This is a genomic window from Aeromonas sp. FL131 (assembly GCF_049860615.1).
In the GTDB taxonomy this organism is placed as follows: domain Bacteria; phylum Pseudomonadota; class Gammaproteobacteria; order Enterobacterales; family Aeromonadaceae; genus Aeromonas; species Aeromonas hydrophila.
In genome coordinates, this window is the sequence record NZ_CP187595.1 from 4823188 (window position 1) to 4844689 (window position 21502).

The 21502-nt window shown below is 62.0% G+C and carries 21 protein-coding genes and 3 tRNA genes; 17 read left to right on the forward strand and 7 right to left on the reverse strand.

Features of this window, described 5'->3' with window-relative positions; all coding sequences use genetic code 11:
• Positions 1-44: 44 nt before the first annotated feature.
• The gene (locus ACPW75_RS22450; RefSeq protein ID WP_011707721.1) at positions 45-527 is read right to left on the reverse strand and encodes a DUF1097 domain-containing protein; all 483 of its coding nucleotides are present in this window, start codon (positions 525-527) and stop codon (positions 45-47) included.
• Between the two features lie 370 nt (positions 528-897).
• Between ACPW75_RS22450 and msrP the strand changes: the two genes are divergently transcribed.
• Complete coding sequence (msrP, locus tag ACPW75_RS22455; RefSeq protein WP_077095689.1) at positions 898-1899, forward strand: protein-methionine-sulfoxide reductase catalytic subunit MsrP; 1002 nt, start codon at positions 898-900, stop codon at positions 1897-1899.
• Positions 1900-1918: 19 nt separating this feature from the next.
• A complete protein-coding gene (msrQ, locus tag ACPW75_RS22460) occupies positions 1919-2551 on the forward strand; it encodes a protein-methionine-sulfoxide reductase heme-binding subunit MsrQ (RefSeq protein ID WP_041216789.1) in 633 nt (210 codons plus the stop codon).
• A 44-nt stretch (positions 2552-2595) separates the two neighbouring features.
• Here msrQ and ACPW75_RS22465 read toward each other — a convergent pair whose 3' ends face one another.
• A complete protein-coding gene (locus tag ACPW75_RS22465) occupies positions 2596-2841 on the reverse strand; it encodes a PepSY domain-containing protein (RefSeq protein ID WP_077095688.1) in 246 nt (81 codons plus the stop codon).
• A gap of 63 nt (positions 2842-2904) precedes the next feature.
• Between ACPW75_RS22465 and ACPW75_RS22470 the strand changes: the two genes are divergently transcribed.
• The 4 genes from ACPW75_RS22470 (at position 2905) to ACPW75_RS22485 (ending at position 5870) form a co-directional block, all read left to right on the forward strand.
• On the forward strand, positions 2905-3237 hold the full coding sequence (locus ACPW75_RS22470; protein WP_011707718.1) for a PepSY domain-containing protein: 333 nt from the start codon (positions 2905-2907) through the stop codon (positions 3235-3237).
• Between the two features lie 86 nt (positions 3238-3323).
• Positions 3324-3980: a response regulator transcription factor gene (locus tag ACPW75_RS22475; RefSeq protein ID WP_011707717.1), complete on the forward strand. Its 657-nt coding sequence runs from the start codon at positions 3324-3326 to the stop codon at positions 3978-3980.
• A 37-nt stretch (positions 3981-4017) separates the two neighbouring features.
• A complete protein-coding gene (locus ACPW75_RS22480; RefSeq protein ID WP_425904370.1) occupies positions 4018-5367 on the forward strand; it encodes a sensor histidine kinase in 1350 nt (449 codons plus the stop codon).
• A gap of 41 nt (positions 5368-5408) precedes the next feature.
• Entirely contained in the window at positions 5409-5870 is a 462-nt protein-coding gene (locus ACPW75_RS22485; RefSeq protein ID WP_010635837.1) for a hypothetical protein, read from the forward strand.
• 146 nt (positions 5871-6016) lie between these two features.
• Here the strand turns inward: ACPW75_RS22485 and torA are convergent, their stop codons facing one another.
• Together torA and ACPW75_RS22495 are read right to left on the reverse strand one after the other, a co-directional pair.
• Positions 6017-8497 (reverse strand): trimethylamine-N-oxide reductase TorA, encoded by a 2481-nt coding sequence (gene torA / locus ACPW75_RS22490; protein WP_077095687.1) that lies wholly within the window; start codon positions 8495-8497, stop codon positions 6017-6019.
• Between the two features lie 22 nt (positions 8498-8519).
• A complete protein-coding gene (locus tag ACPW75_RS22495) occupies positions 8520-9650 on the reverse strand; it encodes a NapC/NirT family cytochrome c (protein WP_039212972.1) in 1131 nt (376 codons plus the stop codon).
• A gap of 363 nt (positions 9651-10013) precedes the next feature.
• Here ACPW75_RS22495 and ACPW75_RS22500 point away from each other — a divergent pair, with 363 nt between their 5' ends.
• Complete coding sequence (locus ACPW75_RS22500) at positions 10014-12005, forward strand: DNA topoisomerase III (RefSeq protein ID WP_077095686.1); 1992 nt, start codon at positions 10014-10016, stop codon at positions 12003-12005.
• An 85-nt stretch (positions 12006-12090) separates the two neighbouring features.
• Here ACPW75_RS22500 and ACPW75_RS22505 read toward each other — a convergent pair whose 3' ends face one another.
• Together ACPW75_RS22505 and ACPW75_RS22510 are read right to left on the reverse strand one after the other, a co-directional pair.
• The gene (locus ACPW75_RS22505) at positions 12091-13446 is read right to left on the reverse strand and encodes a TrkH family potassium uptake protein (protein ID WP_077095685.1); all 1356 of its coding nucleotides are present in this window, start codon (positions 13444-13446) and stop codon (positions 12091-12093) included.
• Positions 13443-14096 (reverse strand): potassium channel family protein, encoded by a 654-nt coding sequence (locus ACPW75_RS22510; RefSeq protein ID WP_011707709.1) that lies wholly within the window; start codon positions 14094-14096, stop codon positions 13443-13445. Before ACPW75_RS22510 ends, ACPW75_RS22505 begins: the two co-directional genes overlap by 4 nt.
• A 127-nt stretch (positions 14097-14223) precedes the next feature.
• Between ACPW75_RS22510 and murB the strand changes: the two genes are divergently transcribed.
• Together murB and birA are read left to right on the forward strand one after the other, a co-directional pair.
• Positions 14224-15261: a UDP-N-acetylmuramate dehydrogenase gene (murB, locus tag ACPW75_RS22515; protein ID WP_190283834.1), complete on the forward strand. Its 1038-nt coding sequence runs from the start codon at positions 14224-14226 to the stop codon at positions 15259-15261.
• Positions 15258-16223 carry a bifunctional biotin--[acetyl-CoA-carboxylase] ligase/biotin operon repressor BirA gene (gene birA / locus ACPW75_RS22520; RefSeq protein ID WP_024945204.1) on the forward strand — a complete coding sequence of 322 codons (966 nt, stop codon included), beginning with the start codon at positions 15258-15260 and terminating at the stop codon, positions 16221-16223. Before murB ends, birA begins: the two co-directional genes overlap by 4 nt.
• A gap of 75 nt (positions 16224-16298) precedes the next feature.
• On the opposite strand, the gene coaA is transcribed toward birA, so the two are convergent.
• The gene (coaA, locus tag ACPW75_RS22525) at positions 16299-17237 is read right to left on the reverse strand and encodes a type I pantothenate kinase (protein WP_011707706.1); all 939 of its coding nucleotides are present in this window, start codon (positions 17235-17237) and stop codon (positions 16299-16301) included.
• A gap of 262 nt (positions 17238-17499) precedes the next feature.
• Here coaA and ACPW75_RS22530 point away from each other — a divergent pair.
• From ACPW75_RS22530 to rplA, 8 genes are all read left to right on the forward strand, one after another.
• Positions 17500-17584: transfer RNA gene (locus tag ACPW75_RS22530), tRNA-Tyr, on the forward strand.
• A 38-nt stretch (positions 17585-17622) separates the two neighbouring features.
• Positions 17623-17697 (forward strand) — tRNA-Gly (locus tag ACPW75_RS22535).
• A gap of 171 nt (positions 17698-17868) precedes the next feature.
• Positions 17869-19053, forward strand: a complete 1185-nt coding sequence (tuf, locus tag ACPW75_RS22540) for an elongation factor Tu (RefSeq protein WP_011707694.1) — start codon at positions 17869-17871, stop codon at positions 19051-19053.
• A gap of 53 nt (positions 19054-19106) precedes the next feature.
• Positions 19107-19183, forward strand: a tRNA-Trp gene (locus tag ACPW75_RS22545).
• 60 nt (positions 19184-19243) lie between these two features.
• Complete coding sequence (gene secE, locus ACPW75_RS22550; protein WP_011707705.1) at positions 19244-19615, forward strand: preprotein translocase subunit SecE; 372 nt, start codon at positions 19244-19246, stop codon at positions 19613-19615.
• 9 nt (positions 19616-19624) lie between these two features.
• Positions 19625-20176, forward strand: a complete 552-nt coding sequence (nusG, locus tag ACPW75_RS22555) for a transcription termination/antitermination protein NusG (protein ID WP_005306318.1) — start codon at positions 19625-19627, stop codon at positions 20174-20176.
• 133 nt (positions 20177-20309) lie between these two features.
• Positions 20310-20738: a 50S ribosomal protein L11 gene (gene rplK, locus ACPW75_RS22560; protein WP_016352267.1), complete on the forward strand. Its 429-nt coding sequence runs from the start codon at positions 20310-20312 to the stop codon at positions 20736-20738.
• 4 nt (positions 20739-20742) lie between these two features.
• Positions 20743-21444: a 50S ribosomal protein L1 gene (gene rplA, locus ACPW75_RS22565; protein WP_016352266.1), complete on the forward strand. Its 702-nt coding sequence runs from the start codon at positions 20743-20745 to the stop codon at positions 21442-21444.
• Positions 21445-21502 lie beyond the last annotated feature (58 nt).

Here is a 21502-nt window from a genome sequence, read left to right on the forward strand (position 1 = left end):
GACCGCCCCTCTGGTTTCAGACCGGATCGGTCACATCGCCAGGATCAGGCCGGGTCGGTGACGCCCGCGGTGGCCTGGGTTTTCTGGGTTTTATGGGAGAGCCAGAGGCCGCTCGCCTTCATCAGGTAGCCAAACAGCGCACCAATTACCAGCGACGGCAGGATCAGCCGCCACTCCCCCGCCGCACCGAAGGTGGCGCAGCAACCGGCGAAGGTGCCGGGAATGTAGCCGAGCCACTGCTGCTTGGCCTGCACGCACATCAGGGTGGCCACCACCCCGGTCATCAGGTAGCCCGCCACGCCGGCGCCCCACCAGGCGTCGCCATGGATCAGCAGCAGGGCCCACAGCATGCCGCTGGCATTGCACAGCAGGGTCTGCAGCAGCGCCTTGTAGCCGCCGCTGGAGGCAAAATAGCTGGTGCAGCCGAGGAAGCCGACCCAGGAGATGAGGCCGAGGGTAACGGCGACCCAGCCCCAGACGGCGGAGAGGATCCCGGTCGTGATGGCGATGGCGATCAATGGGCTCATGGCGTGACTCTTCAGTAGTGAAATTCGGAAAAAAGGGAGCCTACCCCGCACAAGAGGGGCGGCAAGCAGGGGCGGGATTGTGTGTGATCTCCATCACTCATTTCAACTCAGGAATACGCTTGCGCTCGCGAAAATATTTCATGGTGAGGCGCTGGCCCCTGCTCCATAGTTAGAGGCCCTGTCCTGCTCATGGAGTGAGTCTGATGGTGCCAAATGTGATCGTTCCCCTGCTGGTGTTCGTAGTGCTGTTTCTGGTCGGAACCATGGCCAAGGCACTGCCCCTCTATCAATTCATGTAATTTTCCGTGAAATAAAACTCGGCCGGGGCGGGTCTTATGATTGTTACCCTCATCGCCCCGGGAGTTTTTCCATGTTGCTCAAGCGCCGCTCTGCCCACCACCTCACCGAACAGGATGTCACGCCGGAAGCCGTCTATCAGGATCGCCGTCTGATCCTGAAAGGGCTGGGGCTCGGCGCCGCCACCCTGGCGTTTCCGACCCAGGCCGGAGTGCTCGATCTCTTCTCTGGCGACAAGCCGGCGCCGGTCGCTACCCGGGCGCTCAACATCCACGCCGCTACCCGGCCGGAGGGGGTGATCCTCACGCCGGAGGAGAAGGCCACCACCCACAACAACTTCTACGAGCTCGGCACCGACAAGGGGGATCCGGCCCGCAACGGCCACTACCTCAAGCCCGAGCCCTGGACCCTGAAGGTGGAAGGGGAGGTGGCCAAGCCGTTTACCCTGGACGTGTGGGATCTCATCAACAAGAGCACGCTGGAGGAGCGCATCTACCGGCTGCGCTGCGTGGAGGCCTGGTCCATGGTGCTGCCCTGGAGCGGCATCGCGCTGGCGGATCTGATCCACCGGGCCGAGCCTACCAGCCGCGCCAAGTTCGTGGCGTTCGAGACTCTCTATGATCCGGAGCAACTGCCGGGACAGGCGTCGCGCTCCCTCGGTGGCGGCATCGACTACCCCTATGTCGAGGGGCTGCGCATCGACGAGGCGATGCACCCGCTCTCCTTCCTGGCGATGGGGCTCTACGGCAAGGCGCTGCCGGCCCAGAACGGTGCGCCGATCCGGCTGGTGGTGCCTTGGAAGTACGGCTTCAAGAGCATCAAGAGCATCGTCGCCATCCGGCTGGTGGAGGAGATGCCGCCCACCACCTGGAACCTGCTGGCCCCCAACGAATACGGCTTCTACGCCAACGTCAATCCGGCGGTGGATCACCCGCGCTGGAGTCAGGCCAGCGAGCGCTTCATCGGTGAGGGGGGCATCTTCGGGGCCAAGCGTCAGCCGACCCTGCCATTCAATGGCTATGCCGATGAGGTGGCGTCCCTCTATCAGGGCATGGATCTGCGCAAGTGGTATTGAGACGAGAGGAGCTGACACCATGACTCTGCGACTGACGGCGCGTCACATCACCCTGCTGCGGGCGCTGGTACACCTCGCCTCGCTGGGGTTTCTGCTCTGGCTGCTGGTGGCCGTGCCCGGCGGCCTGCTGGGAGGGGATCCGGTGCAGGGGCTGACCCACTATCTGGGCAAGGGGGCGCTCAACCTGCTGCTGCTCACCCTGCTGGTGTCGCCGCTGGCCAAACGCTGGCGGCAGGGGCAGCTCATCAAGCTGCGCCGCCCGCTCGGGCTCTGGTGCGCCGCGTGGGCCGGTCTGCATTTCATGGTCTGGCTGGGGCTGGATCTGCAGTTCGACTGGGGGCTGATTGGCGGCGAGCTGGTCAAACGCAGCTATATAGTGGTGGGGATGGTGGCGCTGCTGTTGCTGCTGGCGCTCAGCCTCACCTCGATCCCGGCCCTGCTGCGGCGCATGGGGCCGGCCTGGCAGAAGCTGCACAACTGGATCTACGCGGTGGCCCTGCTGGTGCCGGTGCACTACTGGTGGTCGCTCAAGAGCGGCTGGCAGGAGCCGCTAATCTATCTGCTGCTGGCCTGCGCCCTGCTGGTGCCGCGCCGCGACAAGCTGCTGCGTCCCTGGCGCCGGCTTCGGCCGCAGAAACTGAGGGAGGCATGAGGCCGGCTGTGCGCCGTCCCGACAACCCGCAATAAAAAAGAGGCCTAGTCGGCCTCTTTTTTGATGTCACCCGTATGGGCGTCCACCTGGAGTCGTACCCGTTGTCCCTGGGCATCCAGGGTTTCCACCTCGAATTTGTCCCCTTCCAGCTCCACTTCCCGAATGTCGTGATACCCTTGGGCCACCAGCAGTTTGACCAGCCCGGCCATGTCGAGACGGCTCTCGGCCGCCCAGCCGAGGGTGGAGAAGAGGCAAAGGATCAGCAGGAAACTGCGTCGGATCATATTCATTCCGGATTCATGGCTGGCAGACTATAAACGGCATTATGTTAGGTTTTGGGAGATGAATCATCCATGAATAGAGCCCTGTCTCTGCTTGGGTTGCTGCTGCCGGCACTGGCACAGGCGGCCACGCCGAACGAGGCCTTGCTGCAGCAGGCGGTCAGCGAGGGACGGGTGCGCCCCTTTCATGAGGTGATGGAGGTGGCTTCCCGCCTGCCGGTACGGGTGCTGCGGGTCGATCTGGGGGAGGAGGACGGCATCTGGCTGTACGAACTCAAGCTGATCGACAGCGAGAACAGCGTCATCAAGGTGGGCTATCGGGCCGACAACCTGGAGATGGTGTGGCTCAAGGGTCATCATCTGGAGCGGCTGTTCGAACCGCGTCCGCCCCCGGAAGAGGAGTGATGGAGTGAGTCCGCGAACGCACCGCCATCCGGTTCGTTCCCCAACCGCCGCCGGTACCGGCACAACCCTGCTTTGGATACCCATTTATGCGAATTCTGATAGTTGAAGATGAGAAGACCCTGGCGGGCCAGCTGGCGGAGCAGCTGCGCCTGTCCGGTTTCGTGACCGACCTCTGCCACGACGGCAACGAGGCCGGTTTTCTCGGCGAGACCGAGCCCTACGATGCCATCATTCTGGATCTCGGTCTGCCGGGCCGCGACGGCCTGAGCGTGCTGAAGGAGTGGCGCAGCAAGGGGATCGACACCCCGGTACTGGTGCTGACCGCCCGTGGCCAGCTGCACGAGAAGATCGAGGGGCTCAACGCCGGGGCCGACGACTACCTCACCAAGCCGTTCCAGGTGGCCGAGCTGGTGGCCCGGGTCCATGCCCTGGTGCGGCGGGCGGCGGGCAACGCCAGCTCGATCCTGGAGATCGGCGGGGTGCGGCTCGACATGGCGGCGTCCCAGGTGTGGTACGAAGGCACCCCCATCAAGCTGACCGCCCACGAGTTCCGGGTGCTCGGTTATCTGATGCAGCACAGGGGCAAGGTGGTGTCGCGCAGCGAGCTGATCGACCACATCTACGCCCAGGATTTCGACCGCGACTCCAACACGGTGGAAGTGTTCATCGGCCGGATCCGCAAGAAGACCCACTCCGATCTCATCGAGACGGTGCGCGGTCTCGGCTACCGGATCAACGAATGAGCCGGCTCTTGATGCCCTCTTGTACCGGAGCGGCTGAATGAGGCTGGTGCGTACCCTGCGGGGGCGGTTGGTGGTCATCGCCATGGTCTGGTGCGGCCTGTTCCTGTTCGCCACCGGCTTCAGCCTGCAGACCATGATGCGCAACTACTGGCAGGAGGCTGAGGCCGACGGCTTGCGCCTGCAGCTCTACGATCTGCTCTCCCGCCTCGAGATCCAGCCGGATGGTCTGCCGGTGGTCACCGAACCCATGGCCGACCCCCGCTTTCGCCAGCCCTACTCCGGTTACTACTGGCAGCTGGAGTTGGGGGAGAGCGTGGTCAGCCGCTCCCGCTCCCTGTGGGATGTGCACCTCGACGTGCACGGCCTGAAGTCGGCCTTCGGCGATCCGGATCTCTTCGTCGGCAAGGGGCCCAACAAGGAGCCGCTGTTGATCATGACCCGCACCGTGCTGCTGCCCGGTTCGGATCGGGTGTTCACCCTGGTGATGGCCAAGGACAGCAGCGCCCTGACTCAGACCCTGAAGAAGACCCGCATCAGCCTGTTCCTCGGCCTCGGCTTTGCCGCGACCGGGCTGGTGCTCGGCTTCATGTTCCAGATCGTCTACGGCCTGCGGCCGCTGCACCTGTTGCGCCGCGAATTGAGCCGGGTCCATCAGGGACATCAGGAGGGGTTCAGGCTGCGCTATCCGCTGGAGATCCAGCCGCTGGTGGAGGACATCAACCAGCTGCTGCACCACTATGGCGAGCTGCTGCAGCGGGCCCGCTCCCACACCGGCAACCTGGCCCACGCCCTCAAGACGCCGCTCAGCATCATGCGCAACCAGGTGGCCCAGCTGCCGCCGGAGGATCAGGCCGCCCTCGGCGAGCAGCTCGATCAGATCCAGCGCCACATCGACTACCACCTCGGCAAGGCGCGAGTGACCGGTGCCGCCAAGATCCTTGGGGTGTCGACCCCGGTGCGGGCGCGGGTGGAGTACATCTGCCGCGCCTTCTCCCGCCTCTATCCGGGCCGGGAAGTGGACCTGCAGGTGCCGGCCACCCTGGCGGTCGGGGTGGAGGAGCAGGACTTCGACGAGATGGTGGGCAACCTGCTGGAAAATGCCTTCAAGTGGTCGGCCGGCCGGCTGCGCATCTCCAGCGCCGAGCTGGGGGGCTGGATCACCCTGCGCATCGAGGATGACGGCCCCGGCATGAGCGAGGATCAGATCGCCAAGGCGGTGCTGCGCGGGGTGCGCCTCGACGAGAAGGTGCCGGGTTCTGGGCTGGGTCTCAACATCGTCTCCGATCTGGCGGAAGCCTACCGCGGCAGCCTCATCATGGGGCGCGCCGAGCTCGGCGGGCTGGCAGCTTCTCTCTCGCTGCCCAAGGTGGCAAGAGTGGAGAGCTAGGCATAAGATATGGCACCTGTTTTAGCCTGAGGAAGAGAACCATGACCGATGATCCATGGGCACTGTGTCACCTCGACGATTCGTTCGATGCCTCCGTGCTGGGCACCAAGGGGGCCCAGATCCAGTGGTTTGAGGATCGCGACAGCCTGATTGCCTTCCTGCTGGAAGATTTCGTCGACCTGCTGGCCGACGTGGGCGAGCTGGATGAGGATCAGACCGAGCGGGCGCGTGAGCGCTTCACCCTGCTGGTGGAGCAGAGCTTCGACGATCGCGGCCTGATGGACGCCATCAACGATCTCGCCTCCGGCCTGCGCCGCATCGCCTGGCTGGGGCCGCTCTCCGAGCTGGCCGAGCTGAGCGATGACTTCGCCTCCGGCCTGCGCCGCTACTTCTGGAGCCAGTACGACGGGGATGAAGATGACCCGGATGCCTGGGTGCCGGAAGAACTCTGGCCTCAGCTGGTGGAGTGTGCGGAAGAGTACATGGTGGAAGGTGACTTCTGATTCAGAGTCCTTGTCCGCGCTCTGGCTGCAAAGCGGGTGGAGTATCCGGAAGAGTAGATGGTTGAGGGTGACTTCTGAGTCACACCACAAACCGAGATAAGAAAACGGCGCCTTGATGGCGCCGTTTTTGTTGCTCAGTCCTCTGCTCAGGCGTTGGCCGGCACCGCGTGGGCGGTGTTGACCGGGGCCGGGCCCTGGTACTTCTCGATCTGCAGCTGGGCCATGTGGCCGCAGTTGCCCTGCGCCAGGCTGGAGGTGCCCTCGTCGAAGGTGAGGCAGTTGACGTTGCCGTTCTTGCACAGGCTCCCCGCCTCGCCCGGTTTGGCCGGATCGAACCAGGCCCCTTCGCACACCCGCACCACCCCGGGGCGGATGTCGGTCGAGAGCAGGGCTCCCACCAGGATCTGGCCGCGGTCGTTGAAGGCCCGCACCAGATCGCCATCCTGGATGCCGCGTACCTTGGCGTCGTCCGGGTGGATCAGGATCGCCTCGCGATCGGCGACGGCGAACTTGTCCCGCAGCGGGGTGTTGTCGAGCTGGGAGTGCAGCCGCTGGGTCGGGTGGGAGGTGTTGAGCGACAGCGGATAGCGGGTCGCCTCCTTGCTCTTGATCCACTCCTTGGGCTCATACCACTTGGGATGGCCGGCGCAGTCGGCATAACCCATGCCGGCCACCGTGCTGGAGAAGATCTCGATCTTGCCGGACGGGGTCCCGAGCGGGTTGAGCAGCGGGTTCTCGCGAAAATCGGCGTGACGGATCCACTGGCGGTTCGCCTCGGGCACCGGGAAGCGGATGTAGTTGTTGGACTCCCAGAACATGTTGAACGGCGGCAGCGCCACCCGGGCGCCGCGGGCCTGGGCGGCCATGCCGTCGTACATCTGCTTGAGCCACAGCATCTCGTCCTTGCCTTCGGTGTACTGCTCCTGCAGGCCCAGCTTGGCGGCCACGTCGCGGAAGATGTCGAAGTCGTTGCGCGCCTCGAACTGGGGCGGCACGCACTGGTGCATCGGGAACACGTAGCGCTGGGAGTAGTCGCCGCCCATCTCCAGATCGTTGCGCTCGTAGCTGGTGGTGGCCGGCAGCACGATGTCGGCGTGCTTGGCGGTGGCGGTCCAGTAGGGCTCGTGCACGATCACGGTCTGCGGCTTGCGCCAGGCCTTGACCAGGTTGTTGGTGTCCTGGTGGTGGTGGAAGGGGTTGCCGCCCGCCACGTAGACCAGCTTGATGTCCGGGTAGGTCACCTTGCGGCCGTTGAAGTCGATGGTCTTGCCGGGGTTGGCCAGACAGTCTGCGATGCGGGCCACCGGGATCGGCGCCGGCCCGTTCTTTGGCGCATTGCCGGCGGAGATGCCCGCCAGGATGCCGCCCTTGGCGGTGGGGCTGCCACCGGAAGAGTAGTGGTAGCTGAAGCCGTAACCGCCGCCCGGCAGGCCGATCTGGCCCAGCATGGCGGCCAGGGTGACCAGCATCCAGTTGGGCTGTTCGCCGTGTTGCTGCCGCTGCATGCCCCAGCCCGCCATGATCATGGTGCGCTTGGACGCCATGTCGAGGGCCAGCTGGCGGATCACCTTGGCATCGACGCCGCAGATGGTGCTCGCCCACTCGGCGCTCTTCGGCTGGCCGTCTTCCTGGCCGAGCAGATAAGCGAGGAACTTGTCGAAGCCGGTGGTGTAGCGGTCGAGGAAGGCCTGATCGTGCTTCTGCTCGCTGTAGAGGGTGTGGGCTACCCCCAGCATCATGGCCACGTCGGTGTAGGCGTTCGGCGCAATCCACTCGGCCCCCGCTAGCTTGGCGGTTTCGTTGTAGACCGGGTCGATGCTGATGATGCGGGTGCCCTTCTCCTTGAGCGCCTTGAAACCGGCCTGACCCTCGTGATCCGGCATGTTCCAGCTGTTCTTCAGGGTGACCTGGGCGTTGACCCCCCACAGCACCACCAGTTCGGCGTGCTCGATGACGTTGGGCCAGGCAGTCTGCTGCTCATACACCTCGATGGAGCCCATCACGTGGGACATGATCACCTGGGCGGCACCGGCGGAGTAGTCGCCGGCATAACCGGTGAAGCCGCCCGCCAGGTTCATCAGGCGGTGCAGCAGGGTGCGGCTGTTGTGGAACATGCCGACGCTCTTCCAGCCGTAGGAACCGGCGTGGATCGCCTGCGGGCCGAAGTCGCTCTGTACCCGGCCTATCTCGCCAGCCACCAGGGCGATGGCCTTCTCCCAGCTCACTCGCACCCACTCGTCGGCACCGCGCAGTTCGGGCTTGGCCCCCGGGCCCTGTTCCAGCCAGCTCTTGCGCACCATGGGGTACTTGATGCGGTTCTTGGCGTGGACCTGGAACGGCGCCATGTCGATGAGATCGTTGGGGGCCGGATCATCGGCCACCGGCTGGACCCGTACCATGCGGCCCTCTTCGACGATGGCCTCGAAAGCCCCCCAGTGGGCGCCGGTCAGGATGCCTTTCTGGGCGGGCACCAGGGTCGGGAACTGTTCAAGCGCCGTGCTGATGGCCTGGGCCAGCGCGCTTTTCGGGAAGACGCCGGCCAGCAGCGGCAGGGCGGCGCAGGCGCCCAGCCCCTTGAGCAGGCTGCGGCGGGAGAGATTGGTTTGCTTATCGGTAAAAAAAGTCATGACGATTTCCTCTGTGCCAGCCTTAGTGCGCCGCGTTCATGTCACTGGCATGTTTCTGGACGTATTGGGTCAACATGCGTGCCTGTTCCGGGGTCAGGGAGGTGCGTGATTCCATCCCCTTGATGACGCCGATCCACTGGTTGGCGTTGAAGTGATCCAGTGCGGTGAGGCCGTGGCAGCCGGTACAGTTGTTGGACATCAGGGTGGAGGCGTACTGCCACAGCTTGCCCTGATCGCCGATGAGCTGGCTCTGATCCACCCAGGCGGTCAGGCTGACCTGATGCCAGGTGAGGTTGGTGGCGCTGTCGGTTTCGCTCTTGCCGGTGGTGAGCTGCGCCTTGGCCTTGTCGCCGAGCAGGGTGCTCAGGATGCGCTTGCCGGGGGCGGCGTAGAACACCTCGCTCACCCCGTCCTGCTGCCAGCCGTCGATGCGCACCTGGGCGCGGCCGTTGTCGTTGGCCAGCACTTCCACCTGGGTGGAGGGCATCAGGGTGCCTTCGTCGGTCTTGGCGCCGGCATCCAGATAGAGCGGGGTGGTGGCGATGGCGTAACGGGTGGTGACGCTGGCCGGGGTCTGGGCGGCGGCTTGCGCCAGCTCGCTGGCACCGGCGGCGGCCAGGCCGCTCATGTCGGGCATGATGTGGGCGACGCCGCGGTGGCAGTCGATGCAGGTCTGGCCCTCCTTGATGGCGACCGGGTGCTCGGCACGGGCGTTGGGGCGCTGGGCCAGGATGTCCATGGCTGCGTAGCTGTGGCAGCTGCGGCAGGTGGCGGAGTCGTTGGCCTTCAGCTCGTCCCACACCGACTGTGCCATGCGCAGCTTGTGAGCCTCGTATTTCTCAGGCGTGTCGAGGGTGCCGATCGCCTCGTGATAGATATCTTTCACGGCGCGGATCTTGGTCCACAGATAGGAGGTGGGATCACCCGGAATGTGGCAGTCGGCGCACTCGGCACGGATGCCCTTCACGTTCTGGAAGTGGACGCTGCCCTGATACTCGGCCAGCGGGGTCTGCATGGAGTGACAGGAGACGCAGAACTCGGTGGAGCTGGTCTTGTGCATGACGGTCACCGTGACCCCCAGCGCTGCAACGCCTAGGAGGGCTCCGAGCAGCAGTAGCCAGAACCAGGTTTTTCTCAACAATTTTCCAAGCATGACGGCGTTTTCCTACGATCAAATATTACCAATATAGTAGTATCCACGGAGAGGTAGTTGATTGACCTCTATCATGATTTATATTTTGTATTGTTATTTTAAATGCATTTATTATTTTGTAATTTATCATTTAATTGAATTTAATTTAACTTCCTGCGATTTTACCGTCTTTTTTGTCCTCGTTTGAATCATGGTCAGCTTGGGCCTGCCATCCACCACCCGGCGGTGCTGTGCACCCGCCCGCCACTCCCTCTCATCGCTCCTGCCTCGGCAAGGGCCTGTCGCCTCGCGCCTGCGGAGGGCTTGGGCTTTGCCCGGGGCCCGTTATATACTGTTCACATATACAGTATTCAGGTGTTTGCCATGCGACTCTTCATCGCCGAGAAGCCCAGTTTGGGACGTGCCATTGCCGACGTGCTGCCCAAGCCCCACAAGAAGGGGGACGGTTTTATCGAAACCGCACAGGGGGATGTGGTGACCTGGTGCATCGGCCATCTGCTGGAGCAGGCCGAGCCCGATGCCTATGACGCCGCCTACAAGCAGTGGCGCATGGAGTCGCTGCCCATCGTCCCGGCCCAGTGGCAGCTGGTGGCCAAGCCGAAGACCAAGACCCAGCTCACCGTCATCAAGCGGCTGATCAAACAGGCCGACTGCGTGGTCAACGCCGGTGACCCGGACCGGGAGGGGCAGCTGCTGGTGGACGAGGTGATCGATTTCCTCGGCTACGGCAAAACCAGGCCGGTGCTGCGTTGTCTCATCAGCGATCTCAACCCGCCGGCGGTGCGCCGTGCCCTCGACAAGCTCAGAGACAACAAGGAGTTCGTGCCGCTGGCGGTGTCGGCGCTGGCCCGCAGCCGGGCCGACTGGCTCTACGGCATCAACATGACCCGGGCCTATACCCTGCTTGGCCGCAAGGGGGGTTGCAGCGAGCTGCTGTCGGTCGGCCGGGTGCAGACGCCGCTGCTGGGGCTGGTGGTACGGCGGGATCTCGAGATAGAAGCCTTCGTGCCCAAGCCCTTCTTTGAGGTGCTGGCCCATCTACAGACCGAAGGTAACGAGCGTTTCAGCGCCAAGTGGTTGCCCTCCGAGGCCTGTCTGCCCTGGCAGGACGAGGAGGGGCGAGTGCTCAACCGGGCGCTGGCCGCCAAGGTGGTGGAGCGGATCCAGGGCCAGCCCGCACTGGTGGAAGAGGTGGAGGAGCAGGCCCGCAAGCAGGCGGCGCCGCTGCCCTACAACCTCTCCAGTCTGCAGATCGATGCCGCCAAGCGGTTCGGCATGGACGCCAAGCGGGTGCTGGACATCTGCCAGGGGCTCTACGAGCGCCACAAGCTGATTACCTACCCGCGATCCGACAGCCGTCATCTGCCGAGCGATCACTTCAACCGGGCCGGCCAGGTGCGGGAGGCCATCGCCAGCACGGCGCCGGCGCTGGCCAAGGCGGTGAGCGAGGCGGACGGCAAGATCCGCAGCAAGGCGTGGAACGACAGCAAGGTGGATGCCCACCACGCCATCATCCCCACCGAGAAGCAGGGCAACCCGGCCACGCTGGGGGCTGACGAGGCGAGGCTTTACGGCCTGATTGCCCGTCAGTACCTGCTGCAGTTCTACCCGCCGTTCGAGTACAACGACAGCAAGGTGCTGCTGCGCATCGCCGGCGGCCTGTTCCAGGCCAAGGCGCGGCGGATCCTCAAGGCGGGCTGGAAGGCGCTGCTCGGGGTGGAGGAAGATGATGAAGAGGAGGCGGGGACCCTGCCGGCCCTGCGCAAGGGCGAGCAACTGCTGTGCGAGCGGGGGGAGCTGCAGGAGAAGATGACCCAGCCGCCCAAGTCATTCACCGATGCCACCCTGCTGGCGGCCATGACCGGCATCGCCCGCTACGTGCAGGATCCCGAGATCCGCAAGACCCTGCGCGAGACTGACGGCCTCGGCACCGAGGCGACCCGGGCGGGCATCATCGATCTGCTGTTCAAGCGCCGCTTTCTGGTGCGCCAGGGCAAGAGCATCAAGGCGACTCCGACCGGGCGGGCTCTCATTCAGGCGCTGCCTGCCACGGCGACCACCCCTGACATGACGGCGCTGTGGGAGCAGCATCTCGGCCGGATTGCCGAGCGGCAGACGAGCTATCAGCAATTCATGGGGCCGCTGACCGAGCAGTTGAACGGCCTGATCGACGGCGCCAGACAGGATTCGGGGGCCGGCTTCAGCGCCCTGCCCAAGGCGGCGCCCGGAGCCGACAAGCGCCGCTTCACCAAGCGCAAGAGTCCGGCTGCTGGTGGCGCTGCGCCTCGCAAGAGTTCAGGCAGAAGTGCAGGCAGGAGCACGGGCAAGCGAACGACCAAAGGCCAGGCGGCCTGACCATTGGGTGTCGGCAAGAAAAAAAGAGAGGGGCATGATGGCCCCTCTCTTTTTGTCGGCTTGTCGGCGTAACGACCAACGGTCATCAGCCGGTGTAGACGGCTTCTTCCGGATACTTGATGCGGGTCTCGCTCGGGCGGGCCAGCATGAAGGCCAGGGTCAGAGGACCGAGACGGCCGCAGATCATCACCAGCACCAGGATCAGCTTGCCCGGTTCACTCAGACCGGCGGTGATGCCGGTGGAGAGCCCCACGGTGGCAAACGCCGAAATGGTCTCGAACATGATCTTGTCGAAGGATTGCTGCTCGGTGAGCATCAGCAGGAACATGGCCAGCATCAGCACCATGGTGCTGACGATGATGATGGCCAGCGATCGGGTCACTATCTGGGGTGACAGGGTGCGGCCGAAGGCGGTGACATGGGGGCGCTTGGTCAGAAACGCCTTGGTCGCCAGCAGCACTACCGCGAAGGTGGTCACCTTGATACCACCACCGGTGGAGGTGGCGCCGGCCCCGACAAACATCAGCATCATCATGAACAGCAGGGAGGCGGGCACCATCTGGCCGATGTCGATGGAGTTGAAGCCGGCGGTACGGGCGCTGGTGGACTGGAAAAAGGCCGCCAGCCACTGACCGCCGAAGGAGGCCTTGCCGAGGGTGCCCGGGTTGTTGTGCTCCAGCAGCCAGAACATCAGGGTACCCAGCAGCAGCAGGGCCGGTGTCATGATCAGCATCAGCTTGCTGTGCAGCTTGAGCTTGCGCCAGCGGCGGTTGCGTACCAGGTCGACGATGACGGTGAAGCCGATCCCCCCCAGAATGATCAGCGCGGCTATGGTCAGGCTGATGATGGGGTCGTCTCTATAGTCGATGAGATTGTTGGCGAACAGCGAGAAGCCGGCGTTGTTGAAGGCCGAGACCGCGTGGAAGAAGCTGACGTAGAGGCCGCGCTCCCAGCCGAGCTCGGGTACCCAGCGGATGGCCATCAGGCCGGTGCCGATGAGCTGGGCGATGAAGGCGAACAGCACGATCCGCTTCACCAGCTGGATGATGTTGACCGACCCCTCCTGACCCAGTGCCTCCTTGGCCAGCACCTGCTGGCGCAGACCGACCCGCTTGCTGAACATGGCGATCAGCAGCAGGGTCATGGTCATCTGGCCGAGGCCGCCAATCTCCATCAGCATCAACAGAAAGATCTGCCCCTGCAGGGTGAAGGCGGTGCCGGTATCCACCACTCCGAGCCCGGTCACGCTGATGGCCGAGGTTGCGGTGAACAGGGCGTTGATGAAGCTCACTTCGCCGTTGTGGCTGGAGGGCTGCACCAGAAACAGGGTGCCGACCAGCAGGATGATCAGGAAGCTGCCGAGGATCAGCTTGGCTTCGCTCCAGCGCGACTCGTCGTCCCGGTGCAGGGCGAAGGCGTAGTTGCTACGCCAGCGGGTCATAGGGTTTCCAGCCAGTGGTCGATGGCGTGCTTGTTGCCCGCCAGGATCAGGATGTCACCCAGTTGCAGCTCCATCTTGCCGGTCAGCACGTTGTGCAGCACCTGGCCGCGCTTGATGGCCAGCAGTTGCAGTTCGGTCTGTTGCAGCAGATGCAGATCGGCGAGGGTGCGGCCATTTTGCGGCAAACCGATGACGAACTCGGTCAGCACCATGTCGTGGCCCAGCTCCAGATAGTCGAACAGCCGGTTGTCCAGCATGCTCTGGGCGACCCGGCGGCCCATGTCCCACTCCGGGTTGATCACCTTGTCGGCCCCCACCTTCTGCAGGATCTTGGCGTGGAACTTGTCGCGCGCCTTGACCCACACCTTCTTCACGCCGGCTTCCTTGAGGACGAGGGTGGTGAGGATGCTGGTCTCGAGGTTGTCACCGATGGCAACGAAGACGATGTCGAAGTCGGCCAGCCCCAGCTCGGCCACCGTGGCCTCGTCGGTGGCATCGGCGACGATCACGTGGTTGCAGAGGGTGGCTATCTGACGGGTCTTGCTCTCGTCGATGTCTATCGCCAGCACCTCGGCATCCTGCCGTTGCAGCTCTTCACACAGGGCGCTGCCAAACAGTCCCAGGCCGATCACGGCAAATTGGTTGTTCATGAGTACTTCCTCAAGCGTCGGAGCCGGATACTCTACTCCTGCGGCATGAGTCCGAAAAGGGGGGCGGATTTTTCGTCCGGCGGCAATATAAGGTAGACTGCCCGCTTGCCATTGTCGGGACACGCAGATGAAACTCACCCCTTACGCCTCCTTGTTGACGCTCAACACCCTCGCCCTCGATGCCCGCTGCCGCTGGCTGGCCGAAGTGGAACGGATCGACGATCTGCTGCAACTGGTAGCCAACCCCGAGCTGGCCGGCCAGCCGCGGCTGGTGCTGGGCGGTGGCAGCAACGTGCTGTTTTGCGATGACTTCGCCGGTGTCGTAGTGCTCAACCGGCTCAAGGGGATAACGCTGCACGACGAGGGGGATCACTGGTTGCTGCACGTGGCGGCCGGCGAGAACTGGCATGAGCTGGTGTGCCATAGCCTGCAGCAGGGCTGGTTCGGGCTCGAGAACCTGGCGCTGATCCCGGGCACGGTCGGGGCCGCCCCGGTGCAGAATATCGGCGCCTACGGGGTCGAGCTGGCCAGCGTCTGCGCCTATGTGGAGGCGTTCAACTGGCAGAGCGGCCAGCTGGAGCGCATCGAGGCGGCCGCCTGCGGATTTGGCTATCGCGACAGCATCTTCAAGCACGCCTGTCAGGACAGCCACTTCATCACCGCCGTCGGGCTGCGCCTCGCCAAGGCCTGGCAGCCGGTGGCGGGTTATGGCCCACTGGCCGCGCTCGGTGAGCAGCCCACGGCGCAGGCCATCTTCGATACCGTCTGCGCCACCCGCATGGCCAAGCTGCCGGATCCGGCCGTGCTCGGCAATGCCGGCAGCTTCTTCAAGAACCCCGTGGTGACGGCGGCGCAGGCCGACCGGCTCAAGCAGCAATATCCTCACATGCCCTGTTACCCGACCGCTGACGGGCAGGCCAAGCTGGCCGCGGGCTGGCTCATCGATCAGTGCGGCCTCAAGGGGTTTGCCATCGGCCGCGCTGCCGTGCATCAGGAGCAGGCCCTGGTGCTGGTCAACCTGGGCGGTGCCAGCGCCATGGAGCTGATCGCCCTGGCGGCTCACGTACGCGACAGCGTGGAGCAGAAGTTCGGCGTGCTGCTGGAACACGAGGTGCGTTTCATGGGGCGCAGCGGTGAAACTTGGCTCGACGAGGTGCTCTCATGACCCTGACCCCCATCAGACAGACCCTGATCACCCTGCTCAGCGACGGCCAGTTTCACTCCGGTGAACAGCTGGGTGAGCAGCTCGGCATCAGCCGGGCGGCGGTCAGCAAGCACATGGCCGCGCTCAAGGAGCTGGGGCTGGACTTGTTCAGCCTGACCGGCAAGGGTTATCGGCTGGCGGTGCCGATGGCGCTCTATGACGAGGCGCAGTTGCAGGCGTTGGCACCCATGGCGCCGGTACACTGCTTTCCGGTCATCGACTCCACCAACCAGTACCTGCTGGAGCGGGTCAACCAGCTGAGCTCCGGCGAGAGCTGTCTGGCCGAGTGCCAGACCGCCGGTCGTGGCCGGCGCGGCAAGCCCTGGGTCTCCCCCTTCGGGTGCCAGCTGATCCTCAGCATGTACTGGCGGCTCGAGCAGGGTATGGCCGCTGCCATGGGACTGAGTCTGGCGGTCGGCGTGGCCGTGGTGCAGGCGCTGGAATCCCTCGGTTATCCGGGGGTGGAGCTGAAATGGCCGAATGACCTCTACTATCAGGGCCGCAAACTGGCGGGCATTCTGGTGGAGATGAGCGGCAGTGCCGGAGCCAGCTGCCATCTGGTGATCGGGGTCGGCCTCAATCTGGCGATGCCGAGCCGGGAGGGAGAGCGGATCGATCAGGCCTGGTCCGAACTGCGCCACATCCAGCCGGAACTGGTAGACCGCAATCTGCTGGCCGGCCGGGTGCTCGATCACCTGCAGCAGGCCATGCTCACCTTCGAACAGAGTGGTCTCGCCAGTTTCGTGGCGGACTGGAACCGGCTCGATCACTTCGCCGGCCGGCCGGTGCGGCTGCTGATGGGCGAGCAGGAGATCCGCGGCGTGGCGCGCGGCATCGATGATCGCGGCGCCCTGCGGCTGGAGACCGCAGAGGGGATCAAGTTCTACCTGGGCGGCGAGATCTCCCTGCGCCGGGGCGACTGAAGGCAGTGGCGATCGTCATGAATAGAAGAGGGGGCCTGCGGGCCCCCTCTTCATTGTGATTCGTGTTGGTAGCCGCTACTTGCGCAGTTTGATCTGCTCGATGGCGTGCTCGTTGCCCTTGGTCAGGATCAGGTTGGCCCGTTCCCGGGTCGGCAGTATGTTCTCTTTCAAATTCAGATAGTTGATATCTTGCCAGATGTTGTTGGCGATCTTGGTCGCTTCGCTCTCCGCCAGTTTGGCGTAGTGGTGGAAATAGGAGTCCGGATCCGAGAAGGCACCGCTGCGAAACTTGAGGAAGCGCTCGATATACCAGGTGCGTAGCAGTTCGGCCTCGGCATCCACATAGATGGAGAAGTCGACGAAATCGGAGACGAAGACCCGGTGAGGCTCCTGCGGGTAATCCATGCCGCTCTGCAGTACATTGAGCCCTTCGAGGATCAGGATGTCCGGCTGCTCCACCACCTTCTTCTCGTCAGGGATGATGTCGTAGATAAGGTGGGAGTAGACAGGCGCTTCGACCTTTTCGTGGCCGGCGCGGATGTTGGCGACAAATTCCACCAGATGACGGATGTCGTAGGATTCCGGGAAGCCCTTGCGGCGCATCAAGCCGCGCTCTTCCAGCACCTTGTTGGGATAGAGAAAGCCGTCGGTGGTGACCAGCTCCACCCGCGGGTGTTCCGGCCAGCGCTCCAGCAATGCCTGCATGATGCGCGCCGTGGTGCTCTTGCCCCCCGCCACGCTGCCGGCGATGCTGATGATGTAGGTACCCTTGCCGCGGGACTGACCGAGAAACTGTTCCAGTACCCGGCTGCGGCGCTGCTTGGCCTTGACGTAGAGGTTGAGCAGGCGGGAGAGGGGCAGGTAGATCTCTTCCACCTCCTGCAATGACACCTTTTCATTGATCCCGCGCAGGGTCTGCAGATCGTGCTCGGTCAGGGTCAAAGGGACCGAGTCGCGCAATAACGCCCATTGTTCGCGGGTGAATTGCAGATAGGGGTTATGCTCTGTCGTCATGGTGTCATCACTGTTTCTTGGGCAGGGCGACCATACACCAAGGGGTGGGGAGCGACAAGAGAAGCGACGGTTTCGAGCGGAGAGTGAGTCCTTTTTTGCCTGGTTCCCGGCAATAATGCACATTTTGCAAGGCGCAATGGTTGCATCCCCAAAATGCTTACCATAAAATGCGCGACGCTTAGATGTCTGTCGTCTATTTGCTCGGCAAAAGCGATAAAACAACGGGTGCAAGCAGAATTACCGTTGTGGCATTTATGCAACTGGAGGGGTTCCCGAGCGGCCAAAGGGATCAGACTGTAAATCTGACGGCTCTGCCTTCGAAGGTTCGAATCCTTCTCCCTCCACCATATTTCTCTGCGGTTTGAGTTCTTTGGGTTAGAGAAATGCGGGCATCGTATAATGGCTATTACCTCAGCCTTCCAAGCTGATGATGCGGGTTCGATTCCCGCTGCCCGCTCCAAGATGCTGATACGGCTCAGGCGATAGCAGAGCCACACCTTAGGGTGAGTTCGGCAATCGAACCTGCCTGTCAGCACCAGCCTCTCTTCCCCACCAGATTCAAATCCATCATATAAACTGTTCTGTGGTTAGCTTGCCACCGCGTACTCAGCGTTAGTTTAGAGGGACGATCATGTCTAAAGAAAAATTTGAGCGTAATAAACCGCACGTTAACGTGGGTACCATCGGCCACGTTGACCACGGTAAAACCACCCTGACTGCCGCTATCACCAACGTGCTGGCCAAGCACTTCGGTGGTAAGGCTTTCGCCTTCGACCAGATCGACAAGGCACCGGAAGAGCGTGAGCGTGGTATCACCATCAACACCTCCCACGTAGAATACGACACCGCTACCCGCCACTACGCACACGTAGACTGCCCGGGTCACGCCGACTACGTTAAAAACATGATCACCGGTGCTGCCCAGATGGACGGCGCGATCCTGGTAGTAGCAGCGACTGACGGCCCGATGCCGCAGACTCGTGAGCACATCCTGCTGGGTCGTCAGGTAGGCGTTCCGTACATCATCGTGTTCATGAACAAGTGTGACATGGTAGATGACGAAGAGCTGCTGGAACTGGTCGAGATGGAAGTTCGCGAACTGCTGTCCGAGTACGACTTCCCGGGTGATGACCTGCCGGTAGTCCGTGGTTCCGCACTGAAAGCGCTGGAAGGCGAAGCTCAGTGGGAAGAGAAGATCCTGGAACTGGCTGGCCACCTGGACACCTACATTCCGGAGCCGGAGCGTGCCATCGACCTGCCGTTCCTGATGCCTATCGAAGACGTATTCTCCATCGCTGGCCGTGGTACCGTAGTAACCGGTCGTGTAGAGCGCGGTATCGTCAAAGTTGGTGAAGAAGTGGAAATCGTGGGTATCAAAGATACCACCAAGACCACCTGTACCGGCGTTGAAATGTTCCGCAAACTGCTGGACGAAGGTCGTGCAGGCGAGAACATCGGTGCACTGCTGCGTGGCGTGAAGCGTGAAGACGTAGAGCGTGGTCAGGTACTGGCCAAGCCGGGCACCATCAAGCCGCACACCAAGTTTGAATCTGAAGTGTACGTACTGTCCAAAGAAGAAGGTGGTCGTCATACCCCGTTCTTCAAAGGCTACCGTCCGCAGTTCTACTTCCGTACAACCGACGTGACCGGTACCATCGAACTGCCGGAAGGCGTAGAGATGGTAATGCCGGGCGACAACATCAAGATGGTTGTTACCCTGATTGCGCCGATCGCGATGGACGACGGCCTGCGTTTCGCCATCCGTGAAGGTGGCCGTACCGTAGGTGCTGGTGTTGTAGCTAAAGTTATCGCTTAATCTTTGGCTTACATAAATAAAGCAAAGCCCCTATAATAGGGGCTTTCTTATGCAGGGGCGTAGTTCGAATTGGTAGAACAGCGGTCTCCAAAACCGATGGTTGCGGGTTCGAGTCCTGCCGCCCCTGCCATATACCTCGTCTCGTACGGGGCTTTTGTGTCTTTGGTTACGTCAGATACAGGTGGGTTGTATGAGTGTTAGTTCTGAGAGCCAGGGCGGAAGCAAGGATACCCTGCTTTGGGGCCTGGTTTTCATTATCCTGGCGGCCGCTGTAGTGGGTAATTACCTGCTCAACGATGTCGTCGCTGCCGTCCGCGCCCTGGGTGTGGTCGTTGTCATTGCTGCTGCCGGTGCAGTAGCCCTGCAAACCACCAAGGGAAAGGCGACACTGGCATTTGCCCGTGAGTCTCGCCTGGAAGTCCGCAAGGTCGTATGGCCGACCCGCCAGGAAGCCATTCAGACAACCCTGATTGTGCTGGCGGTGACTGCCGTGATGGGGCTGTTGCTGTTCATTCTGGACGGTGCCTTGGTCTGGTTGGTCAACCTGATTACCGGTGTGTAAGGATAAGCCATGACTGAACAACGTGAACAACGTATGAGATGGTATGTGGTGCAGGCGTTTTCCGGCTATGAAGGCCGTGTTGCCAAATCCCTGCGTGAACATATCAAGATGCATGGCATGGAAGACATGTTCGGTGAAGTGCTGGTCCCGACCGAAGAAGTGGTCGAGATGCGCGCTGGCCAGAAGCGCAAGAGTGAGCGCAAGTTTTTCCCGGGCTACGTCCTGGTTCAGATGATCATGGATGAGACCACATGGCACCTGGTACGCAACGTACCGCGCGTCATGGGCTTCATTGGTGGCACCTCTGATCGTCCTGCTCCTATCTCTGATAAAGAAGCGGATGCCATCCTCAATCGTCTGCAAGATGCCCACGACAAGCCGCGTCCGAAAACCCTGTTTGAACCGGGTGAAATGGTGCGGGTTGCCGATGGTCCGTTCGCCGACTTCAACGGTACCGTTGAAGAGGTGGACTACGAAAAGAGCCGCGTGAAGGTCTCCGTTTTGATCTTCGGTCGTTCTACGCCGGTAGAGCTGGATTTTGGTCAGGTCGAAAAGGGCTGATTAAACTCTGTTCGTTAACGGTTGTCAGGGGCTGCGAATGTCATTATAATTCGCTGCCCCTTTATTAGTTGGGGAGCCGTTTGCAGGAGCATGTCTCCGAGGCGTTAGAACCCATTTCTGAGGTATTTTTGTAATGGCTAAGAAAGTCACAGCTTATATCAAGCTGCAAGTTAAGGCTGGCAGTGCTAACCCCAGCCCTCCCGTTGGTCCTGCTCTGGGTCAGCACGGTGTGAACATCATGGAATTCTGTAAGGCGTTCAACGCCCGTACAGAAAAGCTGGAAAAAGGCTCACCGACTCCGGTCGTGATCACCGTTTACAGTGACCGTTCCTTCACCTTCGAAACCAAGACTCCGCCCGCTTCCTTCCTGCTGAAGAAAGCTGCTGGTATCCAGTCTGGTTCTGCCAAGCCGAACAAAGACAAGGTTGGTAAGGTGACTGTGGCTCAGCTGCAAGAAATCGCCAAGACCAAAGAGCCGGATATGACCGGTGCCGATCTGGATGCAAAAGTACGTTGCATCGCCGGCTCCGCTCGTTCCATGGGCCTGGTAGTGGAGGATTAAGACAATGGCAAAACTTTCCAAGCGTATGCGCGTTATTCGCGAAAAAGTTGACGGTACCAAAGAGTACTCCATCAACGAAGCCATTGCCCTGCTGAAAGAACTGGCTACTGCCAAGTTCGTTGAAAGCGTTGACGTTGCCGTTAACCTGGGTATCGATGCTCGTAAATCCGACCAAAACGTACGTGGTGCAACTGTACTGCCGCACGGTACCGGTCGTGAAGTACGCGTAGCCGTATTCACCCAAGGTGCCAACGCCGAAGCTGCCAAAGCTGCCGGTGCTGAACTGGTTGGTATGGACGAGCTGGCCGATCTGGTCAAGAAAGGCGAGATGAACTTCGACGTAGTTATCGCATCCCCGGATGCCATGCGCGTTGTTGGTCAGCTGGGTCAAATCCTGGGTCCGCGCGGTCTGATGCCGAACCCGAAAGTTGGTACTGTAACTCCTAACGTTGCCGAAGCCGTCAAGAACGCCAAGGCTGGTCAGGTTCGTTACCGTAATGACAAGAACGGTATCATTCACACCACTCTGGGCAAGGTTTCTTTCAACGAAGTTCAGCTGAAAGAAAACTTGGAAGCTCTGCTGGTTGCCCTGAAAAAGGCCAAGCCGTCTTCCGCCAAGGGTGTATTCATCAAGAAAGTCAGCATCTCCACCACCATGGGTGCCGGTGTTGCCGTAGACCAAGCTTCTCTGGAAGCTCAGGCCTAATTGATGGATTTTACAAGGCGCAAAATTTAATCTATAATTTTGCGCCTTGATTGGTTGG